21 protein-coding genes and 2 pseudogenes are annotated in these 22138 nt (G+C 65.7%); 2 read left to right on the top strand and 21 right to left on the bottom strand.

Annotated elements, in window-relative coordinates; genetic code table 11:
* Positions 1–12: 12 nt before the first annotated feature.
* From F6B93_RS12820 to F6B93_RS12855, 8 genes are all read right to left on the bottom strand, one after another.
* The gene (locus F6B93_RS12820) at positions 13–516 is read right to left on the bottom strand and encodes a hydrogenase maturation protease (protein WP_211695443.1); all 504 of its coding nucleotides are present in this window, start codon (positions 514–516) and stop codon (positions 13–15) included.
* Entirely contained in the window at positions 513–1802 is a 1290-nt protein-coding gene (locus tag F6B93_RS12825; RefSeq protein WP_211695444.1) for a Ni/Fe hydrogenase subunit alpha, read from the bottom strand. Before F6B93_RS12825 ends, F6B93_RS12820 begins: the two co-directional genes overlap by 4 nt.
* On the bottom strand, positions 1799–2557 hold the full coding sequence (locus F6B93_RS12830) for an NADH-quinone oxidoreductase subunit B family protein (RefSeq protein ID WP_211695445.1): 759 nt from the start codon (positions 2555–2557) through the stop codon (positions 1799–1801). The genes F6B93_RS12825 and F6B93_RS12830 overlap by 4 nt, the downstream gene beginning before the upstream one ends.
* Positions 2558–3421 carry an FAD/NAD(P)-binding protein gene (locus F6B93_RS12835; protein WP_211695446.1) on the bottom strand — a complete coding sequence of 288 codons (864 nt, stop codon included), beginning with the start codon at positions 3419–3421 and terminating at the stop codon, positions 2558–2560.
* A complete protein-coding gene (locus F6B93_RS12840; RefSeq protein WP_211695447.1) occupies positions 3414–4547 on the bottom strand; it encodes a 4Fe-4S dicluster domain-containing protein in 1134 nt (377 codons plus the stop codon). Before F6B93_RS12840 ends, F6B93_RS12835 begins: the two co-directional genes overlap by 8 nt.
* Positions 4548–4662: 115 nt before the next feature.
* Entirely contained in the window at positions 4663–5094 is a 432-nt protein-coding gene (locus F6B93_RS12845) for a DUF4383 domain-containing protein (RefSeq protein ID WP_281426086.1), read from the bottom strand.
* Between the two features lie 89 nt (positions 5095–5183).
* The gene (locus F6B93_RS12850) at positions 5184–5462 is read right to left on the bottom strand and encodes a zf-HC2 domain-containing protein (protein WP_211695449.1); all 279 of its coding nucleotides are present in this window, start codon (positions 5460–5462) and stop codon (positions 5184–5186) included.
* Entirely contained in the window at positions 5452–6105 is a 654-nt protein-coding gene (locus F6B93_RS12855) for an RNA polymerase sigma factor (RefSeq protein ID WP_211695450.1), read from the bottom strand. Before F6B93_RS12855 ends, F6B93_RS12850 begins: the two co-directional genes overlap by 11 nt.
* Before the next feature lie 137 nt (positions 6106–6242).
* Between F6B93_RS12855 and F6B93_RS12860 the strand changes: the two genes are divergently transcribed.
* Positions 6243–6779, top strand: coding sequence for a carboxymuconolactone decarboxylase family protein (locus F6B93_RS12860; protein ID WP_211695451.1), 537 nt, complete (start codon positions 6243–6245; stop codon positions 6777–6779).
* 61 nt (positions 6780–6840) lie between these two features.
* Here the strand turns inward: F6B93_RS12860 and F6B93_RS12865 are convergent, their stop codons facing one another.
* The 10 genes and pseudogenes from F6B93_RS12865 to F6B93_RS12905 form a co-directional block, all read right to left on the bottom strand.
* On the bottom strand, positions 6841–7671 hold the full coding sequence (locus F6B93_RS12865; protein ID WP_425518449.1) for an enoyl-CoA hydratase/isomerase family protein: 831 nt from the start codon (positions 7669–7671) through the stop codon (positions 6841–6843).
* A complete protein-coding gene (locus F6B93_RS12870; protein WP_211695453.1) occupies positions 7634–8401 on the bottom strand; it encodes an SDR family NAD(P)-dependent oxidoreductase in 768 nt (255 codons plus the stop codon). Before F6B93_RS12870 ends, F6B93_RS12865 begins: the two co-directional genes overlap by 38 nt.
* A gap of 57 nt (positions 8402–8458) precedes the next feature.
* A complete protein-coding gene (locus F6B93_RS12875) occupies positions 8459–9433 on the bottom strand; it encodes a patatin-like phospholipase family protein (protein ID WP_211699452.1) in 975 nt (324 codons plus the stop codon).
* A 52-nt stretch (positions 9434–9485) separates the two neighbouring features.
* A pseudogene (locus tag F6B93_RS12880) lies at positions 9486–9810 on the bottom strand (TOBE domain-containing protein); the annotation flags it as partial.
* Positions 9811–9927: 117 nt separating this feature from the next.
* Positions 9928–10719 (bottom strand): ketosteroid isomerase family protein, encoded by a 792-nt coding sequence (locus tag F6B93_RS12885; protein WP_211695454.1) that lies wholly within the window; start codon positions 10717–10719, stop codon positions 9928–9930.
* Positions 10719–11279: a pyrazinamidase PncA gene (gene pncA / locus F6B93_RS12890; RefSeq protein ID WP_211695455.1), complete on the bottom strand. Its 561-nt coding sequence runs from the start codon at positions 11277–11279 to the stop codon at positions 10719–10721. Before pncA ends, F6B93_RS12885 begins: the two co-directional genes overlap by 1 nt.
* Before the next feature lie 16 nt (positions 11280–11295).
* A complete protein-coding gene (locus tag F6B93_RS12895; RefSeq protein WP_211695456.1) occupies positions 11296–11688 on the bottom strand; it encodes a DUF2784 domain-containing protein in 393 nt (130 codons plus the stop codon).
* A gap of 13 nt (positions 11689–11701) precedes the next feature.
* Positions 11702–11803 (bottom strand): annotated as a pseudogene (locus F6B93_RS22895) (gluconokinase); the annotation flags it as partial.
* Between the two features lie 6 nt (positions 11804–11809).
* The gene (locus F6B93_RS12900; protein ID WP_211695457.1) at positions 11810–13810 is read right to left on the bottom strand and encodes a DUF7064 domain-containing protein; all 2001 of its coding nucleotides are present in this window, start codon (positions 13808–13810) and stop codon (positions 11810–11812) included.
* A 1-nt stretch (position 13811) separates the two neighbouring features.
* Positions 13812–15317 (bottom strand): carboxylesterase/lipase family protein, encoded by a 1506-nt coding sequence (locus F6B93_RS12905; protein ID WP_211695458.1) that lies wholly within the window; start codon positions 15315–15317, stop codon positions 13812–13814.
* 79 nt (positions 15318–15396) lie between these two features.
* Here F6B93_RS12905 and F6B93_RS12910 point away from each other — a divergent pair, with 79 nt between their 5' ends.
* Positions 15397–16077 carry a hypothetical protein gene (locus F6B93_RS12910; protein WP_211695459.1) on the top strand — a complete coding sequence of 227 codons (681 nt, stop codon included), beginning with the start codon at positions 15397–15399 and terminating at the stop codon, positions 16075–16077.
* Positions 16078–16096: 19 nt separating this feature from the next.
* On the opposite strand, the gene F6B93_RS12915 is transcribed toward F6B93_RS12910, so the two are convergent.
* From F6B93_RS12915 to F6B93_RS12925, 3 genes are all read right to left on the bottom strand, one after another.
* Entirely contained in the window at positions 16097–17650 is a 1554-nt protein-coding gene (locus tag F6B93_RS12915; protein WP_211695460.1) for a phospholipase C, read from the bottom strand.
* 379 nt (positions 17651–18029) lie between these two features.
* Entirely contained in the window at positions 18030–19391 is a 1362-nt protein-coding gene (locus F6B93_RS12920) for an HNH endonuclease signature motif containing protein (protein ID WP_211695461.1), read from the bottom strand.
* A gap of 75 nt (positions 19392–19466) precedes the next feature.
* Complete coding sequence (locus F6B93_RS12925; protein ID WP_211695462.1) at positions 19467–22130, bottom strand: sugar epimerase family protein; 2664 nt, start codon at positions 22128–22130, stop codon at positions 19467–19469.
* Positions 22131–22138: the final 8 nt, after the last annotated feature.

Here is a 22138-nt window from a genome sequence, read left to right on the forward strand (position 1 = left end):
CACCACCAGCCTTCACGTATCCGCCTCGGTAGCCATGGCTCGGTTGATCTCGGTCCGTGTCCTGCGCACCGCTGCCGGGACGGCGGCCGCCACGTCCGCGGTCAGACCCGTCCCGTGGCCGGCATCGGCCGCTTCGATGGTGACGAGCACCAGCGCTTTGGGTATTCGACCGAGCTGCTGACCGAGCGCGTAGGCGCCAGCGACGTCCACGCGGTGCGAGCTCAACATCGCCGGGGCGTCCGCTAGGTCAGCTATCGCGCAACGACGCACCCGGCCGGGCGTCGGCTGGGATTCTCCTCCCGCACTGTCGGCTACCGAAGCGTCGATCAGCACGACGAATTCGGCACCGGACCACGCGTCCAGCAGACCCATCGGCTCCGCAACGTCGGTGACCACAGCGACGTCCGGGAGCGCGAGATCGGCCAGGGCTTCCGCGACGATCACGCCCACGCCGTCGTCGCGCCGGTAGCGGTTGCCGAGCCCGACCACCACGACCCGTGCGCTGCCGTCGCTCACGTGCGGTGCACCGTCAACGTCAGGAAGTGCGCCGAGCACGAGATGCAGGGGTCGTAGCTGCGAATCAGCTGCTCGCACAACACAGTCAGGGCCGAGTCGTCGAGGGCGAGATTTGCCGACACGAGGCGGGCCAGGTCGGCTTCGATGGCGGCCTGGTTTTGGGAGGTGGGCGGGACGATCGTCGCCGCCGACACCAGTCCGGATGCGTCGATCTGGTATCGGTGATACAGCAGGCCTCGGGGAGCCTCACTGACGCCATGCCCAATACTCGCTGATGCCCCAACATCAACGAACGAGCGGGACGGACGCTGGTACTCATCGATGATCCGCAGGGCCTCCTCGAGCGCATAGACGACCTCGACAGCACGAACAATGATGCTGCGGAATGGATTTCGGCATTCAGTTGATAGTCCGGCAGCCGTTGCAGCCTGGGCTGCGATAGGCGACAGGGTCGAGGCGTTCAGCGAAAACCGGGCCAGCGGACCGGTCAAGTGGCAACCACCATCGAGTGTCGCGTGCAGGGCCGTGGAGTGTGGCACCTGCGACTCGTGCACATGCTCGGTGAAGTCGGCCACCGGAAACGACGGACCGGCGCTGCGCGCGATGGTGCCGTTTTCAATCGGATACCTGCCGGACTGGTGTAAGGCGAGCATTTCGTAGTCCAGCTCAAGGTCAGGGAATTCGAACCCGGACACCCATTCGACGGTGCACAGGGCCTCGTCCAGGGCTCGGCGCAGCAGCTCGGCAAGCGGCTGCAACTCTGCGCGGGTCGGCGTCGAGTAGAAGCCGCCCAGCCGCACGTTGACGGGGTGGATGGCCCGGCCGCCGATGAACTCCATCAACCGGTTGCCGGCCTTCTTTAACCGCAAGCCGCGTTCGACGACCTCCGGATGGTCGCGGCTCATGGCGATGATGTCGGGGTAACCCATGAAGTCCGGGGCATGCAGGAGGTAGATATGCAGGACATGGCTGTGGATCCATTCCCCGCAGTACAGCAGCCTGCGTAGTTCGATGATGTCCGGGTCGATCTCCGCGCCGCAGGCGTCTTCGATCGCGTTGCACGCACTCACTTGGTAGGCGACCGGACATATTCCGCAGATCCGTGCGGTCAGGTCCGGAGGTTCTGTATAGGCGCGCCCCCGGAGGAATGCTTCGAAAAACCGCGGCGGCTCATAGATGTTGAGTTCCACACGTTCGAGCTGGTTGTTCTTCAGCGTGATGTGCAGTGCGCCTTCGCCTTCCACCCGTGTCAGGGTGCCGACACTGATTGTGCGGTTCTCGGTCACTGCGTGCTCCGCTCGGCGGTGAAGCTCGTCACGTTAAACGTCGAAAACACCCGGTCGACGTCATCGCCCGACATGCCATCGCGGCGCAGCAGCGGGATCAACGTGGCCGTTTGCGGCGCCGCGGACGGACCGAAACAGCCGTAGCATCCGCGGCGATGCCGTGGGCAAAGCGCCCCGCATCCGGCGTGGGTGACCGGGCCCAGGCACGGGGTTGCGTCGGCGACGAGCACGCACGTCACCCCCCGCAGCTTGCATTCGGTGCACACCGTCTTGGCGGGCAGCCGGGGCTTGCGGCCGATCAGTAGCGCCGACAGGGTATCGAGCAGCTGGCCCCGGTCGATCGGACAACCATGCAGCTGGTAGTCGACGTGGACGTGCGCGGACGCCGGCGTCGACGTTGCCAATGTGTCGATGTATTCCGGCTTTGCGTAGACGACCGAGGTGAATTCGGTGATGTCGGCGAAGTTGCGCAGCGCTTGCACTCCCCCGGCCGTCGCGCACGCGCCGATGGTCACCAGCACCGTTGACTGTTCCCGGATCTCGCGGATGCGCTGCTCGTCGTGGTGGGTGGTGATCGAGCCTTCCACCAGGGAGACGTCGTACGGCCCGCCAACCATGGCGCTGGACGCTTCCGCGAAGGTCGCGATCTGGACCTGGTTAGCGAGGGTGAGCAGCTCGTCCTCGCAGTCGAGTAGCGTCAGCTGGCAGCCGTCGCAGGAGGCAAATTTCCAGACGGCCAGCGTGGGTGGACTCATCTACAGCTCCTTGACTTTCAGCAGCGGACCCGCGACGTCGTAGCCGACGACGGGCCCGTCGCGGCAGACCAGCAGCGGGCCCAGCTGGCAGTGACCGCACCAGCCGATCCCGCATTGCATGTTCCGTTCCAGTGAAACCCGAATGTCCTGGGCTGCTAGCCCTTTAGCCACGAGCGCATCGGCCGCCGAGCGCAGCATCGGTTCTGGACCGCATAGGAAGGCGGTGGTGCGGCCAGGCTCAAGCGACAAGCGGTGCAACGGCTCGGTGACCAGACCAACTTCGCCGCGCCAGCCTTGGACCGGGACGTCGACGGTGAGGTGCAGTTCGAGCTGCGGGTCGGCTGCCCACTTTTGCAGTTCAGCGGCGAACAAGAAGTCCGGTCGTGACCGTGCACCCGCGATGACCATGAGCTTGCCGTAGCGCTCCCGCTGCGCCAGCGCGCCAAGTATTGCCGGACGCAACGGGCACAACCCCACGCCCCCGGCCACCATGATCAGATCTCGTCCGATTGCCTCGTCCAGCCCCCAGGTGGTGCCAAAGGGGCCGCGCATCCCGAGAATCGTGCCGGGTACCGAGTCGTGCAGCGCGCGGCTGACGGCGCCAACCGCGCGGATGGTGTGGGTGATCGACCCGTCGGTGACGCTGGGATCGCCGCTGATTGAAATCGCCGCTTCGCCCACGCCGAATGCGTAGAGCATCATGAATTCTCCCGGTTGTGGCGGCCGCAGCTTCTCGCCGACCGGCTCCAGGCACAATGTCGCCGAGTCCGGGCTCTCGACGACACGACTGCGCACCCGGTACGGAACTGGCGCCATATGCGAATGCGTCGACACCGCCGTCTCGGCACCGCTCGCATCAGTCATCGTCGGCCTGCCGGGCCATCGTGGTCATCTCCTCGGTGATGTCAATGCCGGTCGGACACCAGGCGATGCAGCGCCCGCAGCCCACGCAGCCCGACATCCCGAACTGGTCGTGCCACGTCCCCAGCTTGTGGGTCAACCAGTGCCGGTAGCGTGACGAGCCGGATCGCCGAACGCTGCCGCCGCCATGGACGTAGGTGAAGTCGAACTCGAAGCACGATGCCCAGTGCTGCCAACGCTCCGCGTGTTCTCCGGCGAGGTCGGTGATGTCTTCGGTGCTGGTGCAGAAGCAGGTCGGACACACCATCGTGCAGTTGCCGCAGGTCAGGCAGCGGCTGGACACCTCCTCCCACTGCGGCGACTCCCGCGACCGGATCAGCAGGTTGCGTAGGTCCGTGTCCGGCATCTGGCGGCCCATCTTGCCCGCGGCCGCCTCGACGTCTGCTTGGGCACAGCCGATTTCACTGTCGTCGGCCGCACGATGTGGCACGGCAGCCAGCACCTCCGCGCCCCGGTCCGTGCCGACCTCGACCACGTAGGTCGGCGCCCCGCCGCCCGCGCGCTCGGTCAGGGCAAGGTCGTAGCCGGGCCCTACCGAGGGTCCGGTGCCCATCGACGCGCAAAAGCACAGCCCACCCGGCTCGGTGCAATTCACCGCCACGACAAAGGTCCGGCGCCGCCGGGCGGCGAACGAATTGTCGGGATACCGAGAATCGTCCAGCACCCCGCCGAGGGTTGCGATGGCGGCCAGATCGCAGCCCCGCACGCCGAGGAATGCATACGGGCGGGCTTCGTCAACGGGTTCGGATGTCACACCGCCGTCCCGGGTCGCTGACCACAATCGGCGCCGGGGTGGATGGAGGAACTGCTTCCACGACTGTGGCCCGGCCGAGTGCCCAAACGCGGCGTCGTCGTCGCGACGGCGCACGCGATAGTGTCCTGGGCCCACGTCGACCCCCCAGCCGCGCGGCAGCTCGGCGGCCGATTCCAGTTCGGCTAGCACAATCGCGTTGTCGCGCAACGTCGGACCGACGACGCGATAGCCCTTGTCGACCAGCACGTCGACCAGCCGGTGTAGGGCCGCGGCATCGAACAGCGCAACGGTGGAGTCTTGGCGTGGACCGCTCATCGTCTCATCCTCTGCCAAACTGAACCCCACTGAATAGGGGCCTTTGGCCTCCGATGGCGGCGGGCACCGCAAGCAGCCGCCCGCGGTGCCCACCAGCGCACTGACGTAGCAGGTTTCACCGCGACGATGAGGTGAGACTACGACGTTGCGGACGTTGCGCACTGGATTCCTGCACGTCCGCAAGCTTCCAGCCGACGAAGATGCTCACGAGTCCGTAGACCAGGTGCAGGTAGTTGTCGGGCTCGCCCACCGAGTGGATGTTGATGAAGCCCGCGAGGCCGCTGACGCCCAGCGCGAACGCGCCCACCAGCCCGATGCCCAGAACAACGTTCGTTTTCCGAGTGATCGACGGCACGAGGGCTGCTGCCAGCCATGCCAGTCCCAGTGCCAAGTGCACGACGTTGTGCAGCGGATTGACCGCGAGGAAAACGATCTTGGTGTGCTGGTGGCCGGTGAAGTCCGCGAACCCTGTCACGGCGAAGCCGATGATTCCGGCGGCGAGGTAGATCACCGAAGAGGCGTAAGCGAAGATTTGGTTGCGAGTCATGCTGATGCCTTTCGAGCGGCCCGCTGGTTGCGGGCGTGCACCAGTACTGACTCGCGCACGTCGCGTTGCGTTACGCCCTCATTCCGAAGTCATTCTGGACCGAGTTGGCGGAACTCGGCCATCAGCGCATCGAAGTTGGCCGGCCGTATCTCCACCGACTCGTCTCGAGACGTCGCTGCGATTCGGATGGTGCGCCGGATCTGGTCGACATACACTCGGCAGGCTTCGCAGCCGCCGGTGTGCTGCTCGAAGCGATCCAGGTCTGATTCGGTCAGCGCGTCCTCGAGATAGTCGGTAACCAGTGCCACCGCGTCCGAGCAGGTGATGCGCAATTCATTGGCCATGAAGGCGTCGTCGTTAGTCGTCATGGAAGTACTCCTCCAGTGTGGCGCGCAGGACGGTGCGGCCACGGTGTAACAGCACTCGCTGGTTCACCGCTGAAATGCCCAGTGCCTCGCAGGTTTCCTCACTCGTCCAGCCTTCGAGGTCGCGCATCGAAACCACCTCACGTTGAGCACCGGGCAGCTTCTGTAACGCGTCGACTACCACGGAACGAACTTCTGCCGACATCAGCCGTTGCTCGGGCAGCAACTCCCAGCGAGCGGGGACGTCGTGCCAGTGGTGTGCACCGAGTTCTGGATGGGTAAGCCGCTGCGGATCGACGGATTGCCGCGGTTCGGCTTCCGGTCCAGCGGTCGCGTGGGGCACCGTGTTCGCCTCCTTGCGGGCCAGCGTGCGCACGCGGTTGAGCACGACTCGAAATACCCATGTTCGAACGCTGGCGCGGCCCTCGAACTTCCCGATGGATCGCACCACCGATACCCACGCGTCCTGCACGGCGTCCTCGGCGGTTGCCCGCGACACGTAGACACTGGCCATCCTCACCAACGGCGCGTGCAGGGTTTCTACTAAGGCGCGAAAAGCCGCACGGTCGCCGGCCTTCAGAGCCGCGATCAGATCGCCTTCGGTCGCCCACCGATCATCGGCGACGGTTCGAACAGGAGCAGCCACTGTGTATCGAGTCCTCAACTGCGCCGGCGACTGAGTCGCTTGCGGTGTAACGCGGCGGTAGGCCGCGGTGTCCAAATATTACCCGCCGCGCTCCCTGCGACGAGGTTCCAACAAATCAGCACCATCGAGGAGGAACAATGAACACCTTGCCCCCCGTCACCGAAGCAGCTGCCACCCCCGACCAGGCGGCGGCGTTGTCGGCGGTGAAACAAGCCTTAGGGTCGGTTCCCAACCTGACCCGGGCGATGGCGAACAGCCCGGCGCTGCTGCGTGGGTATCTCGGTTTCGCGAACAGTCTCGACGCCGGCACCCTGCCCAGAGCCACCCGCGAACGCCTGGCCATCGCCATCGCCCAGTCCAACACGTGCTCGTATTGCCTATCGGCGCACACCCACGCCGGGCAGCGGGTGGCCGGTCTGAGCGCCGAGCAAGTGGCGGCGGCGCGCAAGGGCGATGCCGACGACCCCAAGACCGCGGCTATCCTCACGTTCGCTGTGGCGGTGAACGAGCAACGCGGACAGATCGACGAGTCCGAGCTTGAAGCCGTTCGCCGTGCCGGTGTCAGCGACACCGAGATCGCCGAGGTGATTGGCCATGTCGCACTCAACGTGCTGACCAACTACTTCAACAACGTCGCGCACACGGAGATCGACTTTCCGCTCGTTTCAGCGTAATCACTCTGCTTTGGCGGAAGCCGGTCCACAGTGCCGGCTTCCGCGAAGCGCGCCGTTGCGGTCACAAAGTCTCTTCATCGCGCAATCGCGGGCCGACGGGACCCGCCAGGAATCGGTCGAAGACCGCGTCGTGCTCCACGGCGAACGCTTGCTCGAAGGTCGCGCCAGCGTTGCCGACCAGATAGCCCTTGGTCATTTCGATCGTGGCAGCCGGTGCCTCAATGATGTTGCGCGCTAAGGCCAGTGCGTCATCGAGCACACGCTCGGGCTCGCTGACACTGGTGACAAGGCCCAAGCGCAGGGCCTCATGGGCGTCGATCCGACGTCCGCTCAGGCATAGCTCGCGCGCCACGCCGTGGCCGACGATCCATTGCAGCGGCGTGAACATCGGCGGAGCGCCGAACTTGATCTCAGGATGTCCGAATACCGCTGTGGTCGAAGCGATTCGGCAGTCGCAAAGGGCGCACAAGTCGAAGCCGCCGCCCATCGCCGGGCCGTTGACCGCGGCGATCAGCGGCTTGGGGAAATGCCATACCGCGAGGTGGTAACGACGTGAGCTGTGCCGGATCTGCTCGGCGCGATCCGCTTGCCCAAACTCGTCAAGATCAAACCCCGCACAAAAGGTCGATCCCTCTCCGTGGAGAACGACCGCCCGAACAGCCGGATCCTTCGCCCAGCCGTCAAGCGCCAGCGTGATCTCGTCGCGAACCTTGATCGATAGCGCGTTGCGTCGCGCTGGTCGAGCCAGCCTGAGCGTGGCAACCCCATCGTCTGCCACCACTGTTGCGATGTCTCGGCTCATCGAACCTCCAACGTCGATCGGGCATCGAGCCCCGCAGCGAAAGGCGGCGTGGTCACGTCGACCCGCCTGCCCGGAGCATCCACCCGCCATCGACGATAATGTCCGTGCCGGTGGTATAGCTGGCGTGTTCCGACGCCAAATAGACGATAGCGCCGGCAACCTCGTTCGGTTGGCCCCTCCTGCGCAGCGGCAATGCTTTTGCCAGGGCGGGGCCCCGTGCCGGATCATTCCAGGCGTGCCGACTCATGTCGGTCTCTATGCCGCCCGGAGTGACGCTATTGACTCGAATGCCGTAGGGACCCAAGGTATAGGCCATATTCTTGGTCGCAATCAATAGGCCCGCCTTGGCCGCGCAGTAGGATGCCGTACCGCTGCTTGCCGAATAGGCGGCGGTCGAACACACGTTGATGATTGAGCCGCCGATCTCCCTGTCGATCATGTCCTTCGCGACGCGTTGGGCCAGGTGAACGGGACCCGTGAGGTTGTTGCGAATGGTGGCCTCAAAGTCTTCTTCCGTTTCTTTCAAGAAGCCCTTTTTGCCGGCAATTCCCGCATTGTTGACCAACACACCAATGTGGCCCCACTCTTCGAGGATCGTGTCCACCATGGACTCGCGGTCGGAGGGGATGCTGACGTCGGCCTGCACGGCCATAACGCAGTCGCGATCGCCGCTCTCCTGCAAGGCGTCGAGCGCGCGTTTCGCCTGGTCCGAATCCCGACGGTAGTTGATGACCACCCTGTCGCCTTCGCGCAGAAAGGCTTTTGCGGTTGCCAAACCGATTCCCCGGCTGCCGCCCGTGATCAGGACGACTCGACTCATTCTCTTTCCTTTCCAGGGCAGCTACCGAGCGCCGAACATGCTCAAGACGGCCGTGCGTTAGGGCTGCGGTCTGACCGGGCTTCCGCACTCGGCCAGGTAGTCGGCGTAGTTCCAGGTCGTGAGGAACTTGTGGCCGGCGTGCAACCCGCGTTGGTAGAGGGCTTCGCGTTGTTCTTCGGTGATGTCGAAGTCAATCGGACTGACGTCTTGGGCCGGCACGAAGATGGTGCGCCGCACCGTGCAGGGATCGTCGATGTAGGCATTGTCCTGATTGCTGAGCAGCGTCTCAATCGCGGCAATTCCCAACGACACTGGCCCGTGCACCGGGCGGGTCGGCGGAATCCCGGGACGGGCGGACAACCTGATCCCGAAGGTGGGCCACCGCGGCTTGCCGTCGATCCGGTCGAACAACGCCACCGGAAAGTTCGACAGGAGCCCGCCGTCGACCCACGTGGCACCGCGCACCCGGACGGGCTCGAACACGAACGGAATGGCTGCCGAGGCGTGCACCGCGCGGGCTACTGAGAAGTCATCCGGGTCGATGCCATAGGCGTCCAGGTCCCATGGGATGCGAACCAGCCGGCGCCGCGAGAGATCACTCGCGGCAACGACCAGCGACCAGGCGAACTGCTCCGGCTCTTCCCCGGTTCGCAGGTCGCCGAAGGTGCGCACGCCGAGGTCAGCAAGCAAGCCAGTGAGCAGCCGTTCGAGATAGGCACCCCGGTAGACGCCGTCTGCCAGGAACAATGACAGCGCCCCGCCGATGAACGGCACGTGCCCGATCAAGTTTCGGTCGAGGAACTTCCGATAGTCGATGTCGCGCATGATCTCCGCCAGCCGCGACAGCGGTTCACCAGCGGTCTGCAGGGCGGCCACCATCGACGCGACGATCGCACCCGCGCTGCTGCCCGCGACCCGGGGAAACTCGTAGCCGGCGTCTGCCAGCGCTTCCACGGCGCCGACCAGTCCGATGCCCCGGACCCCGCCGCCTTCGCACACCAAATCGACACGCGCTGTACTCACGGGCGCCAGGCTAGCCCGATGGTGCTGGTTGGCCGGTGCACGCCGCGCCGATCACCGTAACTCACGCGATCCGTCGGCCCGCGCCACTGAAGAAGTGCACGTGACCCGGTCGCGGACGCAACCGCACCCGGCTGCATCGCTCGAGCGCGGCCGTCAACCCGGGCCACGATGGGCTGGTCGAGGGCAATGCCGGCCACAGAGATTCGACCGTACAGGTAGGCGTCGGCTCCGAGTTCTTCGACCATGTCGATCTCCATCTCGACGCCAACGTGGCCCAACTCGAGGTGTTCAGGGCGCACCCCGACGATGACCTCGGCCGACAAGTCGCTGATCGTACGCGGCACGTCGATCCGCCAATCCCCCAGCGACACCGCGGAATCTGCAATCGGGAAACCGCGCCAGCGCCGCGCAACAGGTTTCGCCGGCCGAACGGCCTGTCGAACATCGCGCTCCCGATTCTGGCCCCGCTCCGGCTGGGAATGGCGTCGGAACCCGCTAGACCGTTAGCCCGGAAAGTATTGGATCCGGTTGATCTGCTTGCCACGCCAGGCCACGTCGGCAAACATGATGGCGCGGCCGTGATCCGAGGCAACTGACACCGTGACGGTGGGTCCCGCGCCGTTCACCTTGACCGAGCTGGCCCCGTGGAGCCGCTCGACCAGTTCAGCCGCGTCCAGCACGTGGCTGTCGCCTAAAGTTGTTGTGGCAGTAGGCGCTAAAGCTCGGTACGCGGCGAACTTGTCGCCGCGGGCGGCGGCGCGGAGGAACGATTCCACCAGAGTCTTGTGGCGGGTACCCGCGCGGCGAAAGCCTGTCATGAACCCGGCGGTGCCACCCAGCCCCTGATTGCCGAGCAGCCCTCGCGACAGTTGCAACGCCGGCGCCAGCGCGCGTGATCCCGTTCGCAGGAACTGCGCCATCATCGCCGGCAGCTCCCAGTAGGCCCGAAGCACCGCGATCTGCCACTCGCCGTTGACCTCTCGTAAGTCATAGCGCAAGAAGGCGGGGATGAACATGGTCACGGCCGGACCCATCGCCACCTCGAGTTCGAGATCGCGCAGCACGACTGAGTCGGAGACGATATCGAGATCACGATGGAATGTGATGTCTCGCGGACCGATGAAGGTGTCGTAGAAACGGGCGATCTCCTCGCGCCCCACATGCGGTCGCGAGCCGACCGGATCTTCGACCCTGGCGTCGCCGGTGAAGAGTCCGACCCAGGCGGCGCGGTCGTGCGCGCCGGCTGCCCGTGGCGATCGCTCCACCGCCGCCAACAGGTCATCCCGCACTGCCATCAGGAACTTCCGATCAAAGCAATGCCCGCGGTGCGCATTTCGGCGAGCGCCTCCGCGGTCGTATCGGCAGACACGCCGGCGGTCAGGTCCAGCAACACGCGCGTGGTCAGCCCGCTGCGTGCAGCATCTTCGGCGGTGCGACGAACGCAGTGATCGGTGGCGATGCCGACCACGTCGACCTCGTCGACGCCGCGTTGGCGCAGCCAATCCAGCAGCGGTGTGCCGTTCTCGTCGACGCCCTCGAAACCGCTGTAGGCGGCGGCGTCGGCACCCTTGCGGAACACCGCCTCGATCTCGGCGGTATCAAGATCGGGATGGAAGTCTGCACCCGGGCTACCGCCGACGCAGTGCGGTGGCCATGATGACCTGTTGTCCGGTTGGGCGGAGAAGTGGTCCCCGGGGTCGAGGTGGAAGTCCTTGGTAGCCACCACGTGATGGTATCCGGGCTGGCCGGCGAGGTGGTCGCCGATGGCGCGGGCCACCGCGGCGCCACCGGTGACCGCCAAGGATCCGCCCTCGCAGAAGTCGTTTTGCACGTCGACGATGATCAACGCCCTCACTTGGCCCACGATACGGTCATGTCGGTGAGCTGTCGCGCGGCTGGCGCCTGGAGTGATCGTGCCGGATATACAGCGTCCAGGACACCGCGACGGTCGCGAACGTGACCAGCTCGACCCCGACACCCCACCCGGCCGGGTAGAACACCCCGGTGATGTAGTGGGCGATGAACCCGTCGGACGGTAGCGGCGCCATGCCGGCCCGGGCGCGGGCCACACGCTCCATCCAGGTCAAGGGGCAATCAAGCTGGTGGGTCGCAATGCCGACGCCCCAGATCACCGCAGGCAAATGCAGCCATATCGTGCGTCGCCACCGGAGCGCAATGAAGCCGCCGACCGGGACATAGGCGATAAACGCGAAGTGCAGCGCGACAACGAGCGCGACAACGAGGGCAGCAACGAATTCGTACATCCCTGGCAGCGCTACCTGGCCGCACCACTATGCCCGCCTCGTCGGCGCCGAGCGGCTCGAGGGTCTCGAATTGCGATCGCAGCAACGTGGCCGGCATGAAGTGACCGGATTTGGCGCGCGGTCATTGTGGTGTGGGCTGATTGCGGTTCCATTCCAGCCAGCCGACGCCGGTGCGGCCGTCGGTGGTGCGGAAGCGGGCCCAGGCCCGCGGGAACTGGCTCACCCGACCGTCGGCCGCGGTGAGCAGCAGCGGCGCGTGCCCCCTTACGTCGGCTGCGGCGGTGATGTCTACAGGCTGCAAAGTCAGTATCGCTTCTGTCGGTAACCCGTTGGGGCCAAAGGTTTCCTGCACGGAAACCGTGTTCAGCTCCGAAACGTTGCCGGTGCGGTCCTGGCCGTAGCCGACGCTGACGCCGGGGATACCCGGGAGTTGAATGTTCACCCCATGCAGGTGGGTGCCGTCGTCGAGGTGTAGCGCACTCCAGAGCCAATCCATGCTCCACCAATCGCGAACCCCCCAGGAGTGGTCGCGCTGCCCGGGAACCGCGTCGATGCGCGAGCACCTGCCGTCGATGGTCACGGAGCCCGATACGGTGCAGGGGATCTCGTAGCGGGTCGTCATGCGATACCGATACGGCGTGCCGTCGGTCGCCCAGGCCAAGTCGATTGCGACGTCGACCGGCGTTCCCGGCTCGGAACGCAGCAACGCCGACGGGTCCGTGTATGCCTGGCCTTGTGCGTGCACGGTCACCCGGTAGCTCTGCAGCGGTTCCTCGGCCCAGTGGTCTGCCTCGATGGCGCTGGTGCGCACCGCCCAGGGGTCGGCGGGCAGCGGGACGTCGAAGTCGACGACGGCGACAGTCGGCAGCTCGGGACCGCAGAGCAGGACATGGAACCAGGCGGTGTCCTCGTTCGGCATCAAGCCGATCCGTATCCAGCCACCCAATCCCTGTGCCGTATCAATGAAGTCCGCGTACCAGCTCTCGCTCCACAGCGGCTCGGCGGTCGCCGTGTGGGCGAGTTCGTCGTGCTGCGACGGGGTCAGCGGCTGCGGTGACGTGGCAGCGGGCAACGTCGCCAACGCGTCGGTATCCAGCACGTGATCGCAGTGGCGTTGCAGCATGGTCAGAAACATCCGATCGCCACGCTCGGTGCGCTCCACCAGCATCGACGACACGATGGCCATCATCACTCCGAAAAAGCTCTGCCTGCGTACGCCGTCGGTGATGTCGTCGATATCGAGTGGCGCCCCGGGGCCTAGTGCATCGTGATAGCTGCGCAGCAAGGCGTGGTATAGCTCACGACGATGCTGCGTCGGCAGCGCGCAGCCGACAAAATAGGCCAGGTCGGTCAGAGCCGGACCCCACGATACGGTCTGCCAGTCAACGACGGTCAAGGCCCGATCGGCGGCTGCCGTGCCGAAAAGCAGGTTGTCCAGTCGATAGTCGCCGTGCACCAGGCCCCGGATTCTGTCGTCGGCATTCTCCTGGGCCACGTAGCCGTCAAACGCGGCCACCAGGCGCTCGCACACCATTCGATACTGGGGCGCGATCTGGTCGCCGTAGCGGTCGACGAAGCCGGCATATAGCGGGGCGATCATAGCCTGATCCAAGGGGGCTGCCCGATGCAGCCAAGGGGCGTTGGCCAGCACCGGGTCGTCGAGCAGCGGGCCATGCAGCCGCCCCAATTCGGCGACGGCGAGGCTGGCTTGTTCGGCGGTGGCGCCGTCGATTTCATCGCCGACCACTGCCGGTCCGGCATCGCCGAGAACGAGGTCGAAAATTCCCGACGAGGTATCGACGGCCGCGTGATAGCACGGCGCTAGCGGCCCGCCGAGTCGCGGCGCGATGTCGCGGTAGAAGCGAACTTCGCGTTCATAGAGGCCCAGCGCCACCCCGGTCTGCCGGCTGACCGGGTCGGTGGCCGCCACCTTCATGATCACCGACTGGGGAGTCCCAGGTTCTGCGGACGTCAACTCAACGCGGTAGCACTCGCTCATCTGTCCGGTGCCGATGCGCTCGACGGTGAAATCGGCAATGGCGCCGCCCGGGATCACCGCCGTCAACCACGCGGCGGTGAGGTCAGCAGGTCTTTCGATGGCTGGCTGGGATTCGGAGGCCATGTCACTTCGCCAAAGAGAATCCGTCCCAAGCCATCCGGCGGTGCGGATGGGGATCGAACTCGATGCGGGACTTGCGATCGAAGACCATCACGGCGCGATCGGCGAGCGTATACGCTGGCCAGTCGCCGCCCGGAATGCCGCTGTGGCTGAACGACTGCCAGCGGCGTTGCACGTCATTGCTGACCCGCAGCGCGGGTCTACGGTCTGCGGCTGCGGTCAGCAAGGCGCCGAACCTGGTGCGATAGATGTCGAAAACGGCGAACAGCTCGGTGGCGTGCGTTGCTCCGAAGCCCGACCAGCGCAGTGTCCGCGGCGCGTAGTCGTAGCGGTACAAGTAGGTGGGCGCGTAGGACCCGTGCGCTTCGGCGATCTGCCACACCGCAGAGCTGAACGCGAAATCGCCACCGAGTTGGACGCACGCCGACGACGCAGGGTAGTTCGGGTAGGCGGCGGTGATTCGGTCGCGATCGGCCGGCGTCAAGTCGGCCAGCAACGCTTCGACCATCGGCTCGTTGGTCGGCAGCATTCCCAGGAAGCGGGTGAACAATCGGCCCTCGTCGGCGTTGGTGCCGACAATCAGGGGCACCGGATGCGCCAGACCGGATCGCATCGCTGCAACCGGATCCGCAGGTAGGCAGTCGTCGCCGCAGACCGGACCGACCGGGAAGGCGCCCAGCCTGCTCTGCATTCCCTGGTCGATCAGACGATGTTGGGCTTGCACCAGTTGGGCCGGCGACGCGTGCATGAGCGCATGGGCGGCATCCCGGGGGCGCGCACCAAGGAGCTGGGCGAAGCGGGAGGCGAACTCGGCGGCGACCTCCTGCGGGCGCACCATGCCCGCTGCCGGGCTTTCCGCGATCGCACCGGTGAACAAGCCTTCGGCGGCGGGCACGGCCAGCAGGGTGGCGGTGATATGTGCGCCCGCGCTTTCGCCGAAAATGGTGACGCGGTTCGGGTCACCCCCGAATCCGGCGATGTTGTCGCGCACCCAGCGCAACGCCAACACCAGATCCCGCAGGTACAGGTTGCTGTCGATGGTGACGTCCTGGGTGGACAACGACGAGAGATCCAGACAGCCCAGCGCGCCCAAGCGGTAGTTGACCGATACGTAGACGCAACCACGGCGTGCCAGCGCGGCGCCGTCGTACAGCGGGGTCGCCGAGCTGCCGAGGATGTAGCCACCACCGTGAATGAACACCATCACCGGTAGCGCGTCGGCGGCCGGATACTCCGGGGCGACGACGTTGAGGGTGAGGCAGTCCTCGTTTCTGGGCTGGTACTTGCCCACACCCAGCATCGTGTAGCGGCGCTGCTGGGGCGCACAGCTGCCGAACCCATGACAGTGGCGCACCCCGGACCAGGGCTGCGCGGGCTGCGGAGCGCGGAATCGCAATGATCCGACCGGGGGCCTGGCGTACGGAATGGAGCGCCAGCGATGGACACCGTCGCGGGTGAAGCCTTCGACGATGCCGGTGGCGGTGCGGGCGCGGATGATGCGCTCGTGCATAGCCCCGACGGTAGCGGACGTGGCGGGCGCGCGGCGTGCGTAGCGCCTTTCTCTAATGCCTAGCGGCTAGCCTGGCGTGATGCGGATCGCTGGGTTGCTCGCCGTGTCGCTGTTGCTCGCGGGGTGCTCGAGCTCAGGCGGGGGCGACTCGGAGCAATCGCCGGCCAGTACGCCCAGTTCCTCGGCATCGGCCGGCGCCCCGTCGCAGAGCCGCCGGCCAGCGCCGTCGTCGGCACCGGAGGCTGGGACGGCGATCGCTGACGTTATTTCCTGGATCGAGGCAGGTCGACCCGCGGATCCCGCACAGTATCGGACGGTCACCCGCGATGGCGTTGCCACGGAGCTCGGCGATGACATCGCGTTCAGCACCCAGGACGGCGCGGTGGCGTGCACGACGGACGTTGAACGCACCGGCGACGAGCTGGCCTGCCTGGTCCAGTTGAAGAACCCCCCGCCCCGCCCCGAAACGGCCTATGGCGAATGGAAGGGCGGCTGGGTCGACTTCGACGGCACCAAGCTCGAAGTCGGGTCCGCCCGCGCCGACCCAGGCCCGTTCGTGCACGGCAACGGGCCGGCGCTGGCAAACGGGGACACGCTGTCGATCGATGATTACCGCTGCCGCGCCGATCAAGCGGGCCTATTCTGTGTGAACTACGCCCATCAGTCGGCGGTCCGCTTCAGCAGCGCCGGCATCGAGCCGTTCGGCTGCCTGAAATCGGTGCCCCCGCCCGACGCCGTCGGCGAGGCGTTCAGCTGCTAAAGCGATCGCGCCTGTGGAACTAGCACATCCCGCTCGGAATCCCGCGGGTAGGCGTGGTTTCCTGCGTCGGCAGCGATTGCGGGAAGGGCACCCGGTAGGGACGAGCAAAGCCTTCGTACCCCAGCGCAACACTGCCAGCACATTGCGGCAGTTTCGGGATGGCGTCGAGCCGAGGCGGGATCAAGCTGGGTGGCGACGGGTTGGGCGGGACAGCGAAATTGAATGTCGACGTCATATCGCCCGTCACGCTTCTGCGCCAGGCCGTCAGATTGGGAACCGGCACGCCGAACCGCGTTTCCAGCAACCGCAACTGAGAGGTGTGGTCGAACGTGTCATGGACCACGAGCGGCCCGCGACTGTACGGCGAAATGACGATGCACGGCACCCGGAAGCCCAGACCGTTCGGCCCTCGTATACCGCCAGATCCGGGCACCGAATTGATGTCGGGCACAGTGACGAATTCGCCGGGCGTTCCAGGAGGCGCTGTAGGCGGTATGACGTGATCGAAGAACCCACCGTTTTCGTCATAGCTGACGATCAGCGCGGTTTTTTCCCACACCGCAGGATTGGACAACAAAATCCTTAACGCATCCACTATCGCGACGGCGCCGGAAGCCGCTGGGAATGCCGGATGTTCAGACCGCAAGAAGTTCGGAACGAGCCACGACACCTGCGGTAGTTTGTTGGCCATGACGTCGGCGATGAAGTTGCCAGGATATGTCGGCGCAACGCCGCGGCGTGCCAACTCCGACCTCGGGTCCCCCGCCTGCTGGAAGTCAGAGATAATCGCGCCGTAGCCCGCGAGCGAGTCGATGAGCGGCCCGAGAAATTTTGACTCGTACAATTTCCAACTGACGCCGCCGGCGCTCAGATTCTCCGCCATCGTGGTCCATCGGAACCGCTGAATCCGAGGGATGTCAGGGTTGATTAGTTGCGGCCCACCTTGAGTGCCTTCGGGGTCGTTGGTGGCACTCACCCAATACAGCCGATTGGGAAGCGTGCCCGCGAGCAGCGAACAGTGATAGCTATCGCAGATTGTGAACGTGTCGGCCAGCATGTGGTGGACGGGGAGATCTCGCCGCTGATAAAAGCCCATGACGATGGGAACGTTGGCGTCTGGAAGGGTTCCCACGCGCGCTGGCAGCCAGTTGTCGTTGGCGCCGTTGTTCCACGAGTTGTGTTGCGCGATCCAGGAGTGCTCGGGGTCGTTGATGCAGTTGCCGTTGACGAGAGGCCCTCGGGTGGTGTCCAGGCGGTAAGGCAGAGTAATGCCGCTGGGATCCACGGACTGCGTCTCCGGATTCCAGCCTGCTTGCGCGAATAGCGGTGACCCGGAATCAAAGCCATCGACATCGGAAAGCGTGCCGAAGTAGTGATCGAAGGAACGGTTCTCTTGCATCAAGAGCACGAAGTGCTCAATGTCGGTCAAATGGCCCCCACACGGACCAGCCGCGTAGGCCTTCTCGATCACCGGCCCGGCCCACGACAATTGAGAAGCGGCACCGCAGGCGGCGGCCTTGGCCAGAAACTGGCGGCGCGACATCCCATCAACCGAGTATTTTCTCACCGCCATTCCTTGCTGCTAGCCGGGGAACTACCACAAGGAGCGCTAGGAATTGGTGGGGCGTCGACATCAAACGCCGCACTCATATAGACCGGTTCGCCCGCTCAACAATCAATCACAACATTCCTCGTCTGGTGCCCAGGGCAATTGTGCGTGCAGGGCACACTGTATCTGCGCGCTGACGATCGACGGCGACGCGCGCACGGCGCGTCGCAGGTCGTTTGGTTTTGCGTCGCCGTAGCTATCGGGTATGGGCCTGACCCGGAAAACGGCCGGTGGTCACAGCCGAGCGGTGAGTAAGGCAAGGGAAATGCGGGGCCGGCGGATTGATCCTCGGCGCAAACGGGCTGAATGGGTTGCCCTAGCATCGAATCCCGAGCAGAGTGTCCTACGGTCCGGCACGTTCGTCGCTCGCGAGTAGCCTCTCTGGATGGTGGTAGCCATTGGTGCGGGGTTGGCCGTGATCCAGGTGCGGGGGTGGGATCCACTCGGTGTCGCCGTTGGCACGTTTTCGCGTGTTCCAGCCCCTTTCGGCCAGCGGGTGGTCCTGGCCGCAGGCGAACGTCAGGTCGTTGACGTCGGTGATTCCGCAGGTCGCGTAGGGCGTGAGGTGGTGCACCTCGCATTGGTACCCGGACACATCACACCCGGGACGGGTACAACCACGGTCTTTGGCGTACAGCACGATTCGCTGCCCGGGTGACGCCAGGCGCTTCGCGTGGTACAGCCCGATAGCTTTGCCCTGGTCGAAGATGGCGAGGTAGTGGTGAGCATGGCGGGACAGGCGGATTACGTCGGACATCGGCAGCAGGCTGCCCCCACCGGTAAGCGCCTTACCCGCGCCCGATTCCAGGTCCTCCAATGTGGTGGACACGATGATGGTCGCGGGTAGCCCATTGTGCTTGCCCAATTCTCCGCTGGCCAGCACCGCGCGTAGCGCAGCCTTGAGCCCGTCGTGCTGGCGTTGGGCACTGCTGCGGGTGTCATGCTGGATCGCCTGCTCACCGGCCGCGCCGTCGACCACCGGCGCGTCGTCCTCGGGATCACACATCCCCGGTGTGGCCAGTTTGGCCAGGACCGCTTCCAGGGTGGCGCGGGTTTCCGGTGTCAGCCAGCCGGTCAGCTTCGACATCCCGTCGATGTCTTGTTTGCCCAACGTCAGCCCGCGCCGGCGGGCCCGATCTTCGTCGCTGTAGTAGCCATCGGGGTGGAGGTAGTCCATCAGCCGCTGGGCCAGCTTGGCCACCTCGTCGGGGCGAAACTGGGTGGCCAGCTCGGCCAGATGGGCTTCGGCGTGCTCCCGGGTCTCCATATCCACGCTGACCGGCAGCCGTCGCAGGAACTCCCGGATAACCCGAACGTGGCCATCACCGAGACGCCCGTCGCGCTGGGCTTGGGCGGTCGCGGTCAACACCGGCGGCAGTGGTTGGCCGGTCAGGGCGCGCCGCTGTCCGAGCTCGGCTGCCGCGGCCACCCGCCGACCAGCCTCGCCGCGGGTGATGTGCAGCCGATCGGCCAATACCCTGGGCAGCCTGCCGCCGAGCTCCGTCTCGCCCGCCTGCTCCCCGATCTGATTGATCAACCCATGCTCGATGGCCGGCAGTCGGCGGCGAACAGTCTCCACGCGTTCCAACAACGCCAACCGTTCTGAACTAGTCAGCGCATCAAACGACAACGCGGATGCGCGATCCAGGTCGGCATAGAGCGCATCAAAGACCTCGATTATCTCCTCACGACTACTCGAAAGCATGTTCGAATGCTATCGCACCCCGCAGACAGGAATCGGTCCCGCGAGGCGGCTGAAACCACAGTGGCACAAGTGATTTCAGTGACTGTGATCGCTCGCGCCAAGCCGTGGCGAATCGTCGTTACGAAGTTCGAGCACCTGAATCACCCCGGTAGTCCCGTCAACCTCCACCAGAGATCCCTGCCGCAGAAACCGGGTAGCTCCTTGGACGTCCACCACACACGGGAATCCGAACTCCCGGGCAACCACGGCGGCATGGGACATCGGCCCACCGAGCTCGGTCACGACGGCGGCTGCGTAGCAGAAGGCGGCGGTATAGCCGACATCGGTGACCTCGGCGACCAGGATCTCGCCGGGCTGCAAGTCATCGATGGTCTCGGGACGCACGATCCGCACCCGGCCACGGACGCGTGCACCGCACACGCCGACGCCGCGCAGGGTGTCCCCGGCGGCCAGCGCCGCCGACGACGCGGTGGACGGCTCCCACCTCCCGCTGAATACCGCAGGCGGAACGACAGCCGCCAACCGGAGCTGTTCGGCTCGGCGCCGAGCCACCAGCACCGAAACGTCGGCCGGCAGTGCATCAAGCTCGTCGACCAAGAGATAGAACACGTCATCGGGGCGATCGAAGACTCCGGACTCGGTCAGCCGGCGCCCGTACTCCCGCAGCAATCGACGCAGCACCCAGATGGCGCGCACCATCTTGTCGCGGCGCACCTCACGGTCGCGGAGCTGGCGCTTCGCCAGCCGTGCAACGGGCTTGGCCCGCAACGGAATCACGGGCGGCTGCGGTTCGGGCGTAGGAGGGGCGCTCAGCGTCTTGGCAACCATCCGAACCAGTAGCTCGGGGGCGTCGGCATAGCTGGTCGATGCCATCTCTACCTCCGCCGGACCACGGTGCCCGATCAGGTTCAGCTCGGCCAGTACCGCGGAATGAAACTCCGGTGCCTCGACAGCAAGCTTGTCGAGGTGCTCCCCGGGCTCCGCCAGCAGACGAATCACCGCGGGGTCGCGCCGTGCGGCGGCGACCAGCCGCTGGATCGCCTCGACCGATCGCGCGCTCACTAGCTCCGGTCCAGCCGCCGGCGCGGTGTCCCGCCCGCACAATCCACGCAACAACACGTTGAACGCGGCGCACAGCATGAATGACGCCGACGCCAGTACCCAGCCGTGCACGACATGATCGCGCGCCAGCAGAATCAGACTGAGGAGCCGACGATCGCTCAAGTGCGTGGCATCGTCGCCCGCAAGATGTTCCAAGCGATCAACATCGGCAATGAAGTCACCGGTGTCGCGGCCCAAGCCGGCGCTGCCGCCCACGAGGTTGACTCCGTTGATCCCGATGTTGCGAAGGATGCGCAGCGGCCTCGTGAAACGTCCGGACACGGGCGGGGGACGCTGGTCACCGAAGATCGGCAAGGAACCCATACTGGGGCCGAAGAATCCGCTGTTGCTGACTATCGTCGACGGTTTGGCGAACGGAACCGTCTCGGCCATGAAGTGCGCGGCCGTAACGGCCCCATACAAGCGGTGCCCGAACACGGCGACGGTTCGCAGCGCAATCTCGCGCTGAATCAACCCGCCCGGTCGTAGCCGGTCGGCGATGATCACCCCGCCCGCACGCAGCCCGCGCACCGTCACCGACGCTGACGACGGCGAAAACGGTCCCGGCAACGCCTCCGACAAATTGGTGGCGAGAAATGTCGGAAAGCGAGCGTCGATCGGGGTGTCGAACTCGCCGTTGGCATCCGGTGGACCGGCCAGGCTGGGAATCACTCCGTCCGGGGCCGGGGTATCGACGGCGGGAATGTCCGCAACATTGGCCAGCCGCCAGGGCAGCAACGTCAAGCGCTTACCGACAGCGACGCGGCCCCGCACCGCCAGGGCGAAGTCGTCAAGACACTCGTCGGCATTCCAGGCGGGGATGAATCCCCACTCGCTTCGCAGCCGCGAGGTATCCATCATTGGCGCGCTCGACAACACCTGCAGTTCGACCCCTAGCCGTCGGGCGATCAACCCCCGGCGCATCGGCACAACCGGTCGCCCTAGTGCTGCGGCAACTTCACGCAAAGTCAGCTCGCCCGGAGCTGCGAGATTGACCGGGCCGCCGATGCCGGTGTCATGGATCGCCCGGGTGAATACCCGAAGGGCGTCGTCGCTATGGACCACCTGCAAAGGGCGATCGGCAGACCCACCGATACTCGGAAACGCGGGGGAAGCCAGAACTCTGCGCACCCAGTTGTCGACGCCGCGGCCGATCACGAGCGCGCAACGGATCGCGACCCATTCGACCCCAGATGCGGCGAGCATTTCCTCAACGCGGGCACTGTGGCGGCCGTGCCCGGACGTCGCAGTCATCTCGTCGCGCTCGGTCACCGGTGGTCCGCCGGCCGGCTGGTGCCCGTAACGGTGTGGTGATGAGGCGAACACGATGCGCCGGCACCCGGTTGCTGCCATCGCCTCGAGGACGTTCGCGGTGCCGCCGACGTTGACCTCGTCGAGGGTGTGGTCGTCAGCGCCTGGGTTTGTGGCCCAAGCGAAGTGCGCGACAACATCGGCGCCGGTGACCGCACGGCGAACGGCGGCGACATCGCGGATGTCGCCCGTGACGAAATCAGCTGCACTCAGCCAGCTTTCAGGCCGGTGTTGGGCCAGGCCGACCACGTCGTGGCCCTGGCTGAGCAACCTGCTGACGATGCCGCGACCGAGCATTCCGCTGGCTCCGGTGACAGCGATCTTCACGAAGGACC

This window comes from Mycobacterium spongiae (genome assembly GCF_018278905.1).
GTDB classification, from domain to species: domain Bacteria; phylum Actinomycetota; class Actinomycetes; order Mycobacteriales; family Mycobacteriaceae; genus Mycobacterium; species Mycobacterium spongiae.

Excerpts from the sequence above, each read along its gene's own strand:
- F6B93_RS12895 (WP_211695456.1), bottom strand. The coding sequence starts at position 11,688 with ATGTACGAATTCGTTGCTGCCCTCGTTGTCGCGCTCGTTGTCGCGCTG.
- F6B93_RS12835 (WP_211695446.1), bottom strand. The coding sequence starts at position 3,421 with ATGACTGATGCGAGCGGTGCCGAGACGGCGGTGTCGACGCATTCGCAT.
- F6B93_RS12840 (WP_211695447.1), bottom strand. The coding sequence starts at position 4,547 with ATGAGCGGTCCACGCCAAGACTCCACCGTTGCGCTGTTCGATGCCGCG.
- F6B93_RS12850 (WP_211695449.1), bottom strand. The coding sequence starts at position 5,462 with ATGACGACTAACGACGACGCCTTCATGGCCAATGAATTGCGCATCACC.
- F6B93_RS12900 (WP_211695457.1), bottom strand. The coding sequence starts at position 13,810 with ATGGCCTCCGAATCCCAGCCAGCCATCGAAAGACCTGCTGACCTCACC.
- F6B93_RS12860 (WP_211695451.1), top strand. The coding sequence starts at position 6,243 with ATGAACACCTTGCCCCCCGTCACCGAAGCAGCTGCCACCCCCGACCAG.
- F6B93_RS12845 (WP_281426086.1), bottom strand. The coding sequence starts at position 5,094 with ATGACTCGCAACCAAATCTTCGCTTACGCCTCTTCGGTGATCTACCTC.
- F6B93_RS12885 (WP_211695454.1), bottom strand. The coding sequence starts at position 10,719 with ATGGCAGTGCGGGATGACCTGTTGGCGGCGGTGGAGCGATCGCCACGG.
- F6B93_RS12905 (WP_211695458.1), bottom strand. The coding sequence starts at position 15,317 with ATGCACGAGCGCATCATCCGCGCCCGCACCGCCACCGGCATCGTCGAA.
- F6B93_RS12870 (WP_211695453.1), bottom strand. The coding sequence starts at position 8,401 with ATGAGTCGAGTCGTCCTGATCACGGGCGGCAGCCGGGGAATCGGTTTG.
- F6B93_RS12830 (WP_211695445.1), bottom strand. The coding sequence starts at position 2,557 with ATGAGTCCACCCACGCTGGCCGTCTGGAAATTTGCCTCCTGCGACGGC.
- F6B93_RS12865 (WP_425518449.1), bottom strand. The coding sequence starts at position 7,671 with ATGGCGGGTGGATGCTCCGGGCAGGCGGGTCGACGTGACCACGCCGCC.
- F6B93_RS12920 (WP_211695461.1), bottom strand. The coding sequence starts at position 19,391 with ATGCTTTCGAGTAGTCGTGAGGAGATAATCGAGGTCTTTGATGCGCTC.
- F6B93_RS12915 (WP_211695460.1), bottom strand. The coding sequence starts at position 17,650 with ATGGCGGTGAGAAAATACTCGGTTGATGGGATGTCGCGCCGCCAGTTT.
- F6B93_RS12910 (WP_211695459.1), top strand. The coding sequence starts at position 15,397 with ATGCGGATCGCTGGGTTGCTCGCCGTGTCGCTGTTGCTCGCGGGGTGC.